Raw genomic sequence first — 14,568 nt, forward strand, 5'->3', positions numbered from 1 at the left:
CCGAGCCGCGGGGTCCGAGTTGTGTTTGCAAGGAATGGGTGGATGGGACCTTCTCCCGCCCGCCCACCCCCCCCGCTCAACTCCGCGTTCGACACGGACAGATGACTTTCGGCGATCGGCTTGCGACGGACCGTGAAACGCGGAGCGGACCCGGATCAACAGGTGTACGACGTCGCCGACCGCCTGCGCTCCTGGCGCATCTGACCCCTGCCCGGTCCGCCCCGGTCCCGGCCGGAACGCACCGTTCAGGCCGCCCCGCCCGCCATCCGGTTCATCACCCCCATGCGGTTGGACGCGTTGATGAGGCTGATGAAAGCGATGAGTGCGGCGAGCTGGGACTCGTCGTAGTGCTTGGCGGCGCGCTCCCAGACGTCGTCCGGGACGCCGCCCGCCGCGTCGGCGATGCGCGTGCCCTGCTCGGCCAGTTCGAGAGCGGCGCGCTCCGCGTCGGTGTAGACGGTGGCCTCGCGCCAGGCGGCGACCAGGTGGACGCGGGACGCGCTCTCGCCCGCGTCGGCGAGGTCCTTGCTGTGCAGGGCGGTGCAGTAGCCGCAGCCGTTGATCTGGCTGGCCCGGAGGAGGACCAGGTCCTGGGTGGTCTTCGGGATGCGGGAGCCGGTGATGAGGGCCTGGCTCGCCGAGGCGAAGTACTTCAGGGCCTTGGCGACGACCGGGTCGCCGAAGAGGTCGAGGCGGGGGCTGTGCGCGTGGTGCTGCGTCCGGGTCTCCATGACGTCACTTCATCCTTCGGTACGGTTTCCGCGGCGCCGCGACCTCGTGGCGCGGCGTCCTGTCGGGCATGGGATGCCGGTGGCCGGGTCGCTGTGACGTCGCTGCCGTGTGACCTGAATCACCCGTGCCGTCGCGGGCGCGGGTGTCACAGGCGGACGCCGACCGGTGTCCCGTGTGCGAGCCGACCCGATGTGGAACAGGACAGGAGCACCCATGGCCGCCGCCCCCGACCCCGCCACCGAGGCGTTCGTCGCCCACCGCAACCTCCTCTTCACCGTCGCCTACGAGATGCTCGGCTCCGCCGCAGACGCCGAGGACGTGCTCCAGGAGACCTGGCTGCGCTGGAGCGGCGTGGACCTCGCGACCGTGGTCAACCAGCGCGCGTACCTCGTCCGGATCACCACCCGCCAGGCCCTGTCCCGCCTCCGTACGCTGGGCCGCCGCAAGGAGTCGTACGTGGGTCCCTGGCTCCCGGAGCCGCTGCTCACCGCGCCCGACGTCGCCGAGGACGTCGAACTGGCCGACAGCGTCTCGATGGCGATGCTGCTCGTCCTGGAGACCCTCGCGCCGACCGAGCGCGCGGTGTTCGTCCTGCGCGAGGTGTTCGACCTCGGCTACGACGAGATCGCGGAGGCCGTCGACAAGAGCCCGGCCGCCGTCCGGCAGATCGCGCACCGGGCCCGCGCGCACGTCGCCGCACGACGGCCGCGCGGCAGCGTGTCGCCCGCCGAGACCCGCGGCGCCCTCGCCGCGTTCCAACGGGCCGTCGACACCGGTGACCTGCAGGGCCTGCTCGACATCCTCGCCCCGGACGTCGTCTTCCTCGGCGACGGCGGCGGCGTCGTACAGGCCGCCCTCGCGCCGATCGTCGGCGTCGCGGACGTGACCGAGGTCCTCGGCAGGTTCACCGCCTCGGGTGTGTCGGCCGAGCCGGTCCGGCTCAACGGTGCCCCGGGCCTCATGCTCCGCCTCGGTGGCGAACTCGTCGCCGCCCTCGCGGTCCGTATCGACGACGGCCTGGTCACCGGGCTCTACGCCGTCCGCAACCCGGAGAAGCTGTCGCGGGTGGACCGGGAGACCCCCGTGAGCCGCTGAAACGGCCGTGTCCGCTCCTACGCCACCCGCGTCGCCCCCGCGAACGGCATCTGGTCGATCGGCGCGATCCGCACCGGCGCGCTCGGGTTCGGGGCGTGGATCATCTGGCCGTTGCCGATGTAGAGGCCGACATGGCTGATCCCCGAGTAGAAGAACACCAGGTCACCGGGGCGGAGCTGAGAACGCGGGACGCGCCGGCCCGCGTCGATCTGCGCGTACGTCGTGCGCGGCAGGGACACGCCCGCCGCGCGGTACGCGGCCTGCGTCAGCCCCGAGCAGTCGAACGCGTTCGGCCCGGTGGCGCCCCAGACGTACGGGCTGCCGAGCGCGCCCCGCGCGAACGAGACCGCCGCCGCGGCCCGGGAGTCGGGCGCCGCAGCCGTACTCGCATCACCTCGGGCCGTGGACCGCGAAGCCCGGTCGGAGGCGCCCGTGGCCTGCGCCCGGTCCGCCGGTGTCAGCCGGTCGAGCAGCGCACGCGCCTCCGCCAGCTTCCCCGTCACCGTCTTCTTCTGCTTCTTCAACTCGGCCTGCTGGACACGGAGTTGCGTCAGCGTCTGGTCCGCCTGCGTCCGCAGCTGCTCGATCTCCCGCAGCTCCTTGCGGACGTGCGCGATCGTGGACGCCTGCCGCGTGCCGACGCGGTCCGCCATCGACGCCTCGTCGAGGTAGCGGTCGGGGCTGGAGGAGAGGAGGAGCTGGACGGACGGGTCGACGCCGCCCGCGCGGTACTGGGCGGCCGCGACCGAACCGAGGCGCTCGCGATGCGCGTTCAGGGACTCGGTCCTGCGCGACGCCTTGTCCTGCAACGCGGTTACCTGCTCGCGGGCCTGCCCGGCCGTCTCCTTCGCGCCGTTGTACTTCTCGGTGGCGACCTCCGCCTCCTGGTAGAGCTGGTCGACCTTCGTCCTCACCTGAGCGGGGGTGGGGTCCGGCTCCGCGTGCGCCGCGCCGCCGTCGAGGGCGGTGACGGTCGCCGCGGAGGCGAGGGCGAGGGTGGCCGCGGTGCGGACCGTACTGCCACTGAGAACACGCTGGCGGGGCTTGCGATGCGCTGCCGGCACGAAGTGCTACGTCCTTCCGGTCGTACTGCCGCCTTCTCGCACGTCCGGCGGCGACCCGCACAGGGGGAGCGGGGCGCCACCGGACTTCTTCTCGGCGGTGGTGTCCGGCTGCCGCCCCTGGCCCGGGCGGCGGTGGGGAGCCGGTCACCTGAGCAAGGACGCTAAACCTCCGCGTAACGGGTCGGCCGCGCATTGTTCGCAACTGTCCCCTTTGTTGCGAGCGGTGGCGGAGAGTGACAGCCCGCTGTCCGGCGACGCCCGCTGTCAGGCGACGCCCGCTGTCAGGCCGCGACAGGCACCCCATTAGGCTCCGGAACCATGGACGTACTCATCCATCTCTTCGTCGGCCTGCACATCGTCGGCATCGCTTCGCTGCTCGGCGGCTTCCTCACGCAGATGTCGGCGCTGGGCCGGGGTGAGGCCCGCTTCAACAAGGCGATGCTGCACGGCGCCCTGACCATGCTGGTCACCGGCGTCGCCCTCGTCGGCCTCAACCAGGCCGACGACAACACCGTGAACAACATCAAGATCGGCGTGAAGCTCGCGATCCTGATCGTCATCCTCGGGATCGTCTATGTGAAGCGTGACGAGGAGAAGGCGGAGAAGGGCCTGTTCGCGGCCGTCGGCGCGCTCACCCTCGCCAACATCTTCATCGCCGTGCTCTGGACCTGAGCCGCCTGCCCGAGCCGGGGTCGGCAGGTTCGGGCGGTGCCGCACCGCCCGAACCCGGCCCGGCCGCAGTCAGGCGGGCCGCACCACGCTGTGGATCGAGGACGTGCCGTCGTAGTAGATGGACTCCTCGCGGACGTACGCGCCCGGCTTCGGCGCGTGGATCATCATGCCGTCGCCGAGGTACAGGCCGACGTGGCTGATGTCGTCGTAGAAGAAGACCAGGTCACCGGGTTGGATGTCGGACAGCGCGACCGTCGTGCCGGACTCCACCTGGTCCCAGGTGGTGCGCGGCAACGAGATCCCGGCGGCCTTCCACGCCGCCTGGGTGAGCCCCGAGCAGTCGTACGAGTCAGGGCCCGTGGCGCCCCACACGTACGGCTTGCCCTCCTGGGACTTGGCGAACGCCAGCGCCTTCGCCGCCTTGGCCGCGTAGCCGGACGAGGTGCTGCCGGAGGTGTCCGACCCCGTGGACCCGGTGGAGCCCGACCCCGTGGACCCGGTGGAGCCCGACCCCGTGGACCCTGTGGACCCGGAGCCCGAGTCGGCCTGCTCCTGGGCCGCCTCCTCCGCCGCCTTGCGCTTGCGCTCCTCCTCCGCCTTCTGCTTCGCCGCCAGCTCGGCGGCCTTCTCGCGGGCCGCCTGCTCCTTCTTCTTCTCGATCGCGGCGAGCCGCTGCTTCTCCTCCGCCGTCAGCTCCGAGAGCAGCACGCGCGCGTCGGAGAGCTTCGACTGCACGCTCTGCTTCGACGTCCGCAGATCGGTCTGCGAGGAGGTGAGCTGTCGCAGGTTCTCCTGCGCCTCGGTGCGCTTCTTCGCGGTCGCCCGCTGCTGCTCCTGGTAGTCGTCGACGGCCTTCTTCTGGTCGGCCGTCATACGGCTCAGCAGCCGGTCCTGCGCGAAGTAGTCCTCGGGATCGTCCGCGAGGAACATCGTCGCGGTGTCGCTCATCCCGCCCGTCCGGTACTGCTCGGCGGCGAACCGGCCCAGCTCCTGGCGGGCCGTGTTCATCTTGTCGGTGCGCTTCGCGATGTCGTCGAGGAGTTTGTCGACCTGCCGTTTCTTGCTGTCGGCCTGCTCCTTGGCGGCGTTGTACTTCTGCGTGGCGGTCTCGGCCTGCCGGTACAGGCTGTCGACCTTCTTCCGCACCTCTTCGAGGCTCGGCTTCGCCGGCGCGGGCGCTGCCTGCGCGGTCTGCGAGAGGAGGGCGACCGAGGTGAGGGCGGCGGTCGTGATCCCGACCGCGGGGGTGGTGCGCAGGCCACCGGTCATCCGGGAGCGCGTGCGCGGCTTGCGGTGCGACGCCAAGGCTGGCGACTCCTTCCGTGGTCCGCCTACCGGGTTAGCTGTCGGGTTCGGGCGTACGGAAGGCTGCCCTACGGCCGGCTGCCCGCTGTCGTTGTCGCTGACGTCGACGACGGGCCTTCGGGCCGATTCACCCCAAGGTCGGTGGGTCCCCGGTTCCCTGCCTCACGGCGTACGGGACTCGGCGGGGGCTGCCCGCTCGCCGCGGCGCTCGCGGTCGTGGGGACGGACTGCCCGCGCAGCACCGTAGCCAACTCGTGTTGCTGCTGTGAAGGACGTTGTTCGATATGCCCGATACATTTTCGTGACCTTGGCGACAGTGAGGCGCCGAGTCCTGAAGGAGGGGGCGGGGTGTCAGTGGGTCCGCCTAGACTCGTACGGCGATGAGCAGCCTCTTTGACGACAGCTTCCTGGCGGGCCTCCAGAACCGGACCGATGGGCCCCCGCCGCCGCCCGACAGCGAGCACGAAGGACCGGAGCCCGAGCCGATCCCGGACGATCTGTTCGGCGGGAAGTTCGACGCGCCCCCGGCCAGGGACGAGTACTACCGCGGCGGCGCGCCCCGCCCTGCCCTCGACCCGGCGGCGCTGCTCGACGGGCTGAACGAGAACCAGCGGGCGGCCGTCGTGCACGGAGGCTCGCCCCTGCTCATCGTCGCGGGCGCCGGTTCCGGCAAGACCCGCGTCCTCACCCACCGCATCGCCTACCTCCTCGCCGAGCGCGGTGTGCACCCCGGCCAGATCCTCGCGATCACCTTCACCAACAAGGCCGCGGGCGAGATGAAGGAGCGCGTCGAGTCCCTGGTGGGCCCCCGGGCCAACGCGATGTGGGTCTCCACCTTCCACAGCGCCTGCGTGCGCATCCTGCGCCGCGAGTCGAAGAAGCTCGGCTTCACCTCGTCGTTCTCGATCTACGACGCCGCCGACAGCAAGCGGCTCATGGCCCTGGTCTGCCGCGACCTGGACCTCGACCCGAAGAAGTTCCCGCCGAAGTCCTTCAGCGCCAAGATCTCGAACCTGAAGAACGAGCTGATCGACGAGGAGGACTTCGCCAAGACCGCGGCCGACGGTTTCGAGAAGTCCGTCGCCCAGGCGTACGCGATGTACCAGTCGCGGCTGCGCGAGGCGAACGCCCTCGACTTCGACGACCTGATCATGACCACGGTCAACCTGCTGCGCGCGTTCCCCGACGTCGCCGAGCACTACCGGCGCCGCTTCCGCCACGTCCTGGTCGACGAGTACCAGGACACCAACCACGCGCAGTACGCGCTGGTGCGCGAGCTGGTCGGGCCCACGGAGGGGGAGGACGCCGACCCCGCCGAGCTCTGCGTCGTCGGCGACGCCGACCAGTCGATCTACGCCTTCCGCGGCGCCACCATCCGCAACATCCTCCAGTTCGAGGAGGACTACACGGACGCGACGACGATCCTCCTGGAACAGAACTACCGCTCCACCCAGACGATCCTCAGCGCGGCCAACGCGGTGATCGAGCGCAACGAGTCGCGCCGCCCCAAGAACCTCTGGACCAACGCGGGCGCCGGCTCCCAGATCACCGGCTACGTCGCGGACACCGAGCACGACGAGGCCCAGTTCGTCGCCGAGGAGATCGACCGGCTCACCGACGCCGGCGAGGCCAAGGCCGGGGACGTCGCCGTCTTCTACCGCACCAACGCGCAGTCCCGTGTCTTCGAAGAGATCTTCATCCGCGTCGGCCTGCCCTACAAGGTCGTCGGCGGCGTCCGCTTCTACGAGCGCAAGGAGGTCCGGGACGTCCTCGCCTACCTGCGCGTCCTGGCCAACCCCGAGGACTCCGTCCCGCTGCGCCGCATCCTGAACGTGCCGAAGCGCGGCATCGGCGACCGCGCCGAAGCCATGATCGACGCCCTCTCCCAGCGCGAGAAGATCTCCTTCCCGCAGGCGCTGCGCCGCGTCGACGAGGCGTACGGCATGGCGGCCCGCTCGACCAACGCCGTGAAGCGGTTCAACACCCTCATGGAGGACCTGCGGACCATCGTGGAGTCCGGCGCCGGACCGGCCACCGTCCTCGAGGCCGTCCTCGAACGCACCGGGTACCTCGCCGAGCTGCAGTCCTCCACCGACCCGCAGGACGAGACCCGCATCGAGAACCTCCAGGAACTCGCGGCCGTCGCCCTGGAGTTCGAGCAGGAGTCCGCGCAGGCGGACACGGACGCCGAGGGTACGGGCGAGGGAGAGGGAGAGACCGGAGGCGCCGACCTCTCCGCCTTCCTGGAGCGGGTCGCGCTCGTCGCCGACTCCGACCAGATCCCCGACGAGGAGGACGACGGCAGCGGCGTCATCACCCTGATGACCCTGCACACCGCCAAGGGCCTCGAATTCCCCGTCGTCTTCCTGACCGGCATGGAGGACGGCGTCTTCCCGCACATGCGCTCCCTCGGCCAGACCAAGGAGCTGGAGGAGGAGCGCCGCCTCGCCTACGTCGGCATCACGCGCGCGCGGGAGCGGCTGTACCTGACGCGCTCCTCCATGCGCAGCGCCTGGGGCCAGCCCTCGTACAACCCGCCCTCCCGCTTCCTGGAGGAGATCCCGGACACGCACCTGGAGTGGAAGCGCAAGGGCGGCTCCGCGCCCGCGCCCTCCACGAAGGGGATCGGGGGCGGCATCGCCGCGTCGCTGTCCTCGTCGCGCTCCCGTACGACACCGGCGTTCGCCACGCGCCGCGCCAACGAGAAGCCGGTCGTCTCCCTGGCCGTCGGTGACCGCGTCACCCACGACCAGTTCGGCCTCGGCACGGTCGTCGGCGTCGGCGGCTCGGGAGGGAACGCGGAGGCGACGATCGACTTCGGCGACCCGAAGCCGAAGCGGCTGCTGCTGCGGTACGCGCCGGTCGAGAAGTTGTAAGGCTCTCTGTTCCGGTTACTGGTCCTGCTACGTCGGGTCCAGGCCGTGGCTGCGAAGCCACGGCAGGGGGTCGATCGCGGCGCCGCCGTTCGGCCGCACCTCGAAGTGCAGGTGCGGTCCGGTCGAGTTGCCGGACTTGCCCGAGTGCGCGATCACGTCACCGGCCTTCACCGGCCCGTTCGTCACGGTGTACGAGGAGAGGTGGCAGTACCACGTCTCCGTACCGTCCTTCGCGGTGACTATCGCCATGTTCCCGTACGCGGAGTTGATCTGCGTGCGCACGGTCCCGTCGGTCGCCGCCATCACCGGCGTCCCGTACCAGACGGGGAAGTCGATGCCCGTGTGCACGGACATCCAGTTGATACCGGCCTGGCCGAAGTAGGCGCTCAGCCCCTGCCGCTTCACCGGCAGCGCGAACTTGGGGCGCGCCGCCTCCTTGCGCGCGGCCTCCTCGGCGGCGTTTCTGCGGTCCTGCTCCTGCTTCGCCTTCAGGTCGATCCGCTCCTGCGTGCGGCTCGCCCGGTCGGCGAAGTCACCCGCGTCCGCGGAGAGATCCTTCAGCTGCGTGTCCAGCTGGTTGTTGGCGACGGCCGGTTGTACTGGTTTCGCGTCGGGCGCCGACGCCGCCTGCGCCTGGCCCCCTTCGTCCCCGCCGCCGCCCACCGACGCTGCCGCGATCCCCGCGACCCCGACCACGCACACCGACGGCACCGCGATCGTCAGCAGCGCGGAGCGCTTGGCGGGGGTACGGCGCCTCGAACGGGTGGCTGAACGGTTCGCCGCGCGGGGCGTGGGCCCGGGCTCGGGCTCTGGGCCGGGCTCCGGTGCGGGCTCCAGGTCCGGCTCGTCGTCGTGCTGATCGTCATGTGCGGCCGGGTATTCGGCGGGGCTGTACTGGTCCGGCACGTAGGCGTGTGCGCCGGTGTCGGTGTCGGTGTCAGTGTCGGTGAGGCCGGTGGACTCTGCCGAGTTCCACACCGTGGCGTCGTACGCGCCCGTGTCGTAGGCCGTCGCCCCGAAGAACGGCGCCTCGAAGGTCTGGGTGGCGTCGGGCTGCCCGCCGTAGACCTGCGTGTCGTAGGGCTGGGCCTGCCACTGGCCGGTGTGCTGCTGCTCGCTCACCGCCCAGATGGCGGTCGTGTCGTAACTGCCCGTCTCGAAGCCGCCCGCTTCGAAGCTGCCTGTGTCGTAACCGCCTGTGTCGTAACTGGCTGTGTCGTAACTGCTTGTGCCGTGGGCGTACGCCGATGTGTCGTACGAGGAAGTCGGCCACTGGCCCGTGTGGTAGAAGCCCGATTCGTGGGAACCCGTGTCGTACGACGCCGCGTTGTACGGGGTGTCGCCCGGGAAGTCACCGAAGAGGGGGTCGGTGCCGAAGCTGGTCGTGGAGTGCCCGTCGAACGCCGCGTAGTGCGCGGTCCCCGACGGATGACGGTCGTTCACCAACTTCTCTTTCGCCTCGACAACAGGGGCTGCCAGAGCAGTGTCGGCGACTGTACCCGGCGGTACGAGGGCGCGACAATCTTCGGCAGGTTTCATGCCCCGCGTAATCGGGCAATCAGCCGCCTTTCGGTGAACTGTGGGCGCAGTGTTGGTTCTGAGTTCGAGCCCCGTTCGACGATTCGTCGCATTTGCCCGCCCGGACAGGTGTCTTCAGCGCATCGCCTTCAGGCCACCGTCAGGCCACCGTCAGGCCGCCGACCGAGTCGGCGGCGGCGCCTCCCTTGCGCGTCGGGGCGGCGTCGAGCGCCTGGCGGATGCCGGTCGCGACCGCCGGGTGGACCGGGAGGGCCAGGTGTCCGATCCCCGTCACCCGCACGTTCTGCGCGAGCAGGTCCTCGTGGTCCACGCACGCCGTCTTCAGCGGCACCATCAACTGGTCGAGGTCGCTCCAGAAGCTCACGAAGCGCGTACGGCAGCCGGGCGCGGGCCGCTTCAACTCCTCGATCACCGACGAACCGGGGCGCATCTGCCGCACGATCGGGTGTGCGTCCGCGAGCGGTGCGACCCTGGTGCCGGCGTGCGGCGTGCCGAGCGTGACCAAGGTGCGGATCCGCTCGTCGCCGCCCAGCCGCTGCACGTAATAACGCGCTATCAGTCCGCCCAGACTGTGGCCCACCACGTCGATCCGCTCCTGGCCCGTCCGCTCGCAGAGCTCCTCCACGTGCCGGGCCAGCAGCGCCGCCGCCGTCCGTATGTCGCAGGTCAGCGGCGAGTAGTTGAGCGACTCGACCTGGTGCCTGCCGTGCTGGGCCAGGCTGCGGCGCAGCAGGACGAAGACGGAGCGGTTGTCGATGAAGCCGTGCAGGAGGAGGACCGGGGTGCCGTCCGCTCGGGCGTCCGTAATGTCCTGGGCATCCGGGGTGCCTTTGGCGTCCGGGGTGCCTTGGGCGTCCGGGGTGTCCGGGTTCTGGAGCTCCGGGTGGGCGGGCGGCCCCGGGTACCTTCGTTCCGGGAGGATGCCCGACGGGTAGAAGAGCAGATGGCCCGCGAGGATCGCCAGCTCGAGGGCGGTCGCCTTCAGCAGGGCGATCGAAAGCCCGGCCAGTCTTACCGGCAGCACCCGGCAGAGCGGGCGAAAGGGCGAACTCCTCGTGACCTGCATAGGTCAGCCTCCCGTCGGCACGCGGAGGGCGCCTCTGTCCCCCGTGTGCACTCGATGGGGAGCCGGGTGAAGTGAGTCCCGCGGGCGTGTCGTACGGCTGGCGGCGCGATGGCGCGGCGGCCCCGAAACGGCTCCCCTCGCGCCTGTTCCGGAAAAGACGATGTGCCGGCCGGAACGGTTGCGGCGCGCAGTGAACATGTCCCTTTGTGTGATTTCCCCCTCCCCGTGCACCGTGAAACTGCCCCTTGCGGGATGCTGTGGATAACGTTCGTTCACTTCGGATGTCCCGGATGGGTATCCGGACCCCTCGGCCCGGGTACCAAGGTCCGGGGGTCAGTCACTTCATGGAGGCAGTGATGGGTGTGGCAGCCGGTCCGATCCGCGTGGTCGTCGCGAAGCCGGGGCTCGACGGCCACGATCGCGGGGCCAAGGTGATCGCGCGGGCGCTGCGCGACGCCGGTATGGAGGTCATCTACACCGGCCTGCACCAGACGCCCGAGCAGATCGTGGACACCGCCATCCAGGAGGACGCCGACGCCATCGGTCTCTCCATCCTCTCCGGCGCCCACAACACCCTCTTCGCCCGCGTCATCGAACTGCTCAAGGAGCGCGACGCCGCCGACATCCAGGTCTTCGGCGGCGGCATCATCCCCGAGGCCGACATCCCGCCGCTGAAGGAACAGGGCGTCGCCGAGATCTTCACCCCTGGTGCCACCACCGCCTCCATCGTGGACTGGGTCCGGGCCAACGTCAGGCAGCCCGCCGAGGCGTAGCCCCGCCGGGAGAAGGCCCGACGTTGTCGGTGCCGGGTCGAGTTGGTTCTGGTCGGGTCGAGTTCGGGGTCGAGTCGCTTCGGGGTCGGGGCGGTTCGGGTCGGGGCGGTTCCGGTCATGTTCTGCGCGGTTGCAGCTCCTCTCGCATCGTCCGGCGCAGGCGCAGCGTGCCAAGGAGGCGCTGGAACGCCTCCGACCAGTAGCTGCCCGCGCCGGGGGCCGCGTCCTCCGTCTCCTCCACGGTTGCCGTCAGGCTCTCCAGGCGTACGGCCTCCTCCGGGTCCAGGCACCGCTCCGCCAGGCCCATCACGCCGCTGAAGCTCCAGGGGTAACTGCCCGCGTCCCGCGCGATGTTCAGCGCGTCCACGACGGCGCCGCCGAGCGGGTGCGCCCAGGGCGTGGCGCACACCCCGAGCAGCTGGAACGCCTCGGACAGGCCGTGCGCCGCGATGAACCCGGCGACCCACTCCGCCCGCTCCGACGACGGCAGCGCCGCGAGCAGCTTCGAGCGCTCGGCAAGGGACACCGCGCCGGGGCCCGCCGCGTCCGGCGCCGTCGGCGTGCCGAGCAGCGCCCGCGACCAGCCGATGTCGCGCTGGCGCACCGCCGCTCTGCACCATGCCGCGTGCAGTTCGTTCCGCCAGTCGTCCGCCACCGGCAGCGCCACGATCTCTTCCGGGGTGCGGCCGCCCAGCCTCGCCGGCCAGCGGTCCAACGGCGCGGCCTCGATCAGCTGGCCGAGCCACCATGACCGTTCACCCCGGCCCGCGGGCGGTTTGGCCACCAGGCCGTCGCGCTCCATCGCCGCGTCGCACTCGTGCGGGGCCTCGACGACGACCGTGCCCGTCGTACGGTCGAGCGCCACGCAGGACAGCGCCCGGTCCGCCATGCGTCCCGCGAGCGCCGAACGCGGCAGCGCGGAGAGCAGCTCGGCGGCCGTCGCCCTCACGTTGCGGCTGCGGTCGGTCAGGGCCTGCTCCAGGAACGGCTCGTCCGCGTCGGCCAGGCCCGTGCGCAGTGAGTCGAGGAACATGAGGCGGTCCTCGGCGCGCTCCGTGTTCCAGGTGTTCTCGAGCAGGGTGCGGGCCGCTTCGGGGTCGTGCGCGCGGACTGTGGCGAGCAGGGCCACTCTCTCTGCGAACAGGCCCTGCTGCCAGAGGCGTTGTACTTGGTCGGGCTCGTCCGGGGGCGGCAGTGTCGCGCCCGAACCCGGGGTCGCTCGCAGGGCGAACTTCCAGTCCGGGTTGGAGCGGGCCAGCCACAGGGCGCGGGGGCCCGAGAAGGCGAGGGCGCCGGGGCGGAGGTCCGTACGGCCGCGGGCCGCGTCGAGGAGGGCCGGGAGCAGTTCGGGTGGGGCTGCGTAACCGTGGCTGTTCGCTGTGGCCAGCCACTGGGGGAGGAGTTCGAGGAGGTCGGGGGTGGCGCCTCGGCGGGTGGTGCCGGTGCCCGGGCGGTCGGTCAGGAGCATGGCGAGGCGGTTGCGGGCGAGTGGTGGCAGTGGGGGACGCGGGTCCGCTGCCGCGGGGGTGGGCGGGGTCGCGGCGGGGGACGGGCGCAGGCCCGCCCGGCGTCGTACGGTCTGGAGCGCTGCCTCGTCCAGGAGGTCTTTCGGGGTGGTGGACGGGCGGCGGTCCGTGCCGAGCAGCGCCGTGGTCACCAGGTCGTCCCAGGTCGGGTGGGGGGTCGTTGTTTCTGGCATCGGCCGTTTTCCTCCGCTTCGTCGTGCGCCGTCCGTCGTGTCGTGGGGCGGGGCCGTGCCGGTGTGCCTCCTCGGCCGGATCGGTCCCGTCGCCCGCTGTCCGCCATGGGCGCGTCGTCCTGTGCTGGGTTCCTGCGGTGTCCTGCGGGGGCACACCGGCACGTCCCCTCCCGTCGGCGGGCGGGTGCGGGAACGCGGTTGCTCACGTTCGGTGCACGATCAGTGCAGGGATATGACCTCGGGCGACTGGTGTGTCCAGGCCGACAACGGGGTGAAGCCCTTGTGGCCGCACTCCCCGAACACCGTCAGCGGGGCGCCGCCCGACAGGGCCATCAGGCGCCAGAGGTCGGGGGGTGACGGGGTGCGGGTGGGTACGGGGAGGGCCGTCTTGTCGGTCGCGTCCATCAGCTGCCAGACATGTCCGTCCTCTGTTCTGATCGGTATGACGTTCGTCAGTGTCATCGGCCACGACTCCAGCCATGGGTCTGTCGTCAGAGCCTGGCCGTAGGCCGTGAGGGCCTGGGCTATGCGCTTGCCCTCCGGGCGGGTGGTGGTCGGTGCCGGGGGCGTGTGGTGGGTGCCCAGGTCTGCGCGGAGGACGCCCGCTCCCGGGTGGGGGGCGATGTCCGCGTCCAGAGTCAGGCCCGTCGGGAGTGCCAGGGACGGGGCGCGGCCCGCTGCCCCGAAGGAGAGGAGCAGGGCTGTGCGGTTCGTCCTCTCGCCGTGCAGCCAGATGCGGCGGGTGGTGAGGTGGCCGTCAGCCGTGTCGTACTGGGACAGGATCAGCCAGTGGTCCCGTAGGGGCGTTGTGATGGGTGTGGCTGGTAGGCCTATGCGGGTGCGGACCGTTGTTGCCAGGTCTTCTGGGAGTGTTGCCCGGTTCTGCCAGGCCTGGGTCAGGAGGTGCAGCAGGGCGCATTCCTCCAGGAGCCGCATCGGCCAGCCGGGGCCCGAGGCGGGGATCGTGCCCAACTCGCGTACGCGGGCCGCCAGTCCCGGCGCCTGTGCGTCCACCATGCGGGCGGCCGTCTCCTCCCACAGGCCGTATCCCGCTTGCTCCGCCTGCGCCAGTCCGCCCCGGAGCAGGTCGGTCAGGCGTTGTTCCAACTCTGTGGCGCCTGCGGTGATCCGCTGGGCTCGGCGCTCCGCTCTGCGCTGTGCCGCCTCATGGTTGGTGGCCGTGGTGGATGTGGTGGCTGCTTCGGGATTGGGTGGTCTGGGCTGCGTCCTCTTCTTGCGGGACTCCAGCCACTGTTCCGTCCACTCCGGTGGTGTCTGCTCCGGTGGTACGTGCGCGTCGTCCGCCGCCCAGAGCAGGAGCAGGCCCAGTGCGTGCTTGCACGGGAACTTCCGGCTCGGGCACGAGCACTTGTACGCCGGGCCCGTCCCACCCGTGTCCACGATCGTCTGGTACGGCTTGCTGCCGCTTCCCTTGCACAGTCCCCACACCGCCCCCTCGGTGGAACTCCCGGTCTCCGACCAGGGTCCGGCCACTCCGAGCCTGCTTCCCGCTTTGCGTGACGAGGCGTCAGGCGCCAGTGCCAGCACCTGGTCCGTCGTCCAGCGCACCCCCTGCTGAGTCATGTCTTCGACGGTAGGTCCCGCCACTGACAATTCCGTTGGGGAACCGGCTGACCTGCGGTGATCGTGTTCGCCACGGCGATTGTCAGTGGCGTGGTGCACCGTGGGACCAGTTGCTCGGCGAGGGGGATCGGATCTCGTCGTGAATGGTTCGAGTTGCGCTAGT

The 14,568-nt window shown here is 70.8% G+C and carries 11 protein-coding genes and 1 riboswitch; of the genes, 4 read left to right on the forward strand and 7 right to left on the reverse strand.

All coding sequences use genetic code 11. From position 1 onward, the window contains the following. Nucleotides 1-245: 245 nt before the first annotated feature. Nucleotides 246-731 carry a carboxymuconolactone decarboxylase family protein gene (locus tag ACH4RC_RS10510; RefSeq protein ID WP_398197965.1) on the reverse strand — a complete coding sequence of 162 codons (486 nt, stop codon included), beginning with the start codon at nt 729-731 and terminating at the stop codon, nt 246-248. A 214-nt stretch (nt 732-945) separates the two neighbouring features. Here ACH4RC_RS10510 and ACH4RC_RS10515 point away from each other — a divergent pair, with 214 nt between their 5' ends. Next, a complete protein-coding gene (locus ACH4RC_RS10515; protein WP_398197967.1) occupies nt 946-1,827 on the forward strand; it encodes an RNA polymerase sigma-70 factor in 882 nt (293 codons plus the stop codon). 17 nt (nt 1,828-1,844) lie between these two features. Here the strand turns inward: ACH4RC_RS10515 and ACH4RC_RS10520 are convergent, their stop codons facing one another. After that, complete coding sequence (locus tag ACH4RC_RS10520; RefSeq protein ID WP_398197970.1) at nt 1,845-2,891, reverse strand: NlpC/P60 family protein; 1,047 nt, start codon at nt 2,889-2,891, stop codon at nt 1,845-1,847. Between the two features lie 318 nt (nt 2,892-3,209). Between ACH4RC_RS10520 and ACH4RC_RS10525 the strand changes: the two genes are divergently transcribed. Beyond that, nucleotides 3,210-3,563, forward strand: a complete 354-nt coding sequence (locus ACH4RC_RS10525) for a hypothetical protein (RefSeq protein WP_398197972.1) — start codon at nt 3,210-3,212, stop codon at nt 3,561-3,563. A gap of 69 nt (nt 3,564-3,632) precedes the next feature. Here ACH4RC_RS10525 and ACH4RC_RS10530 read toward each other — a convergent pair whose 3' ends face one another. Further along, nucleotides 3,633-4,868 carry an NlpC/P60 family protein gene (locus tag ACH4RC_RS10530; RefSeq protein ID WP_398197973.1) on the reverse strand — a complete coding sequence of 412 codons (1,236 nt, stop codon included), beginning with the start codon at nt 4,866-4,868 and terminating at the stop codon, nt 3,633-3,635. A 7-nt stretch (nt 4,869-4,875) separates the two neighbouring features. Then, nucleotides 4,876-5,062: riboswitch (cyclic di-AMP (ydaO/yuaA leader) on the reverse strand. 186 nt (nt 5,063-5,248) lie between these two features. Here ACH4RC_RS10530 and pcrA point away from each other — a divergent pair. Next, the gene (gene pcrA, locus ACH4RC_RS10535) at nt 5,249-7,744 is read left to right on the forward strand and encodes a DNA helicase PcrA (RefSeq protein WP_398197976.1); all 2,496 of its coding nucleotides are present in this window, start codon (nt 5,249-5,251) and stop codon (nt 7,742-7,744) included. Between the two features lie 27 nt (nt 7,745-7,771). Here the strand turns inward: pcrA and ACH4RC_RS10540 are convergent, their stop codons facing one another. After that, nucleotides 7,772-9,187, reverse strand: coding sequence for a peptidoglycan DD-metalloendopeptidase family protein (locus ACH4RC_RS10540; RefSeq protein WP_398197977.1), 1,416 nt, complete (start codon nt 9,185-9,187; stop codon nt 7,772-7,774). A 235-nt stretch (nt 9,188-9,422) separates the two neighbouring features. After that, complete coding sequence (locus ACH4RC_RS10545; protein ID WP_398197980.1) at nt 9,423-10,349, reverse strand: lipase family alpha/beta hydrolase; 927 nt, start codon at nt 10,347-10,349, stop codon at nt 9,423-9,425. A gap of 356 nt (nt 10,350-10,705) precedes the next feature. On the opposite strand from ACH4RC_RS10545, the gene ACH4RC_RS10550 reads away from it, so the two are divergent. After that, nucleotides 10,706-11,122, forward strand: coding sequence for a cobalamin B12-binding domain-containing protein (locus ACH4RC_RS10550; RefSeq protein WP_398197983.1), 417 nt, complete (start codon nt 10,706-10,708; stop codon nt 11,120-11,122). A 115-nt stretch (nt 11,123-11,237) separates the two neighbouring features. Here the strand turns inward: ACH4RC_RS10550 and ACH4RC_RS10555 are convergent, their stop codons facing one another. Both ACH4RC_RS10555 and ACH4RC_RS10560 read right to left on the reverse strand, forming a co-directional pair. Then, nucleotides 11,238-12,821: a DUF5691 domain-containing protein gene (locus ACH4RC_RS10555; RefSeq protein ID WP_398197985.1), complete on the reverse strand. Its 1,584-nt coding sequence runs from the start codon at nt 12,819-12,821 to the stop codon at nt 11,238-11,240. 219 nt (nt 12,822-13,040) lie between these two features. Then, nucleotides 13,041-14,405: an SWIM zinc finger family protein gene (locus ACH4RC_RS10560; protein ID WP_398197987.1), complete on the reverse strand. Its 1,365-nt coding sequence runs from the start codon at nt 14,403-14,405 to the stop codon at nt 13,041-13,043. Between the last annotated feature and the right edge of the window lie 163 nt (nt 14,406-14,568).

The sequence above is a fragment of the Streptomyces sp. NPDC016845 genome (assembly GCF_044332585.1).
Lineage (GTDB): Bacteria > Actinomycetota > Actinomycetes > Streptomycetales > Streptomycetaceae > Streptomyces.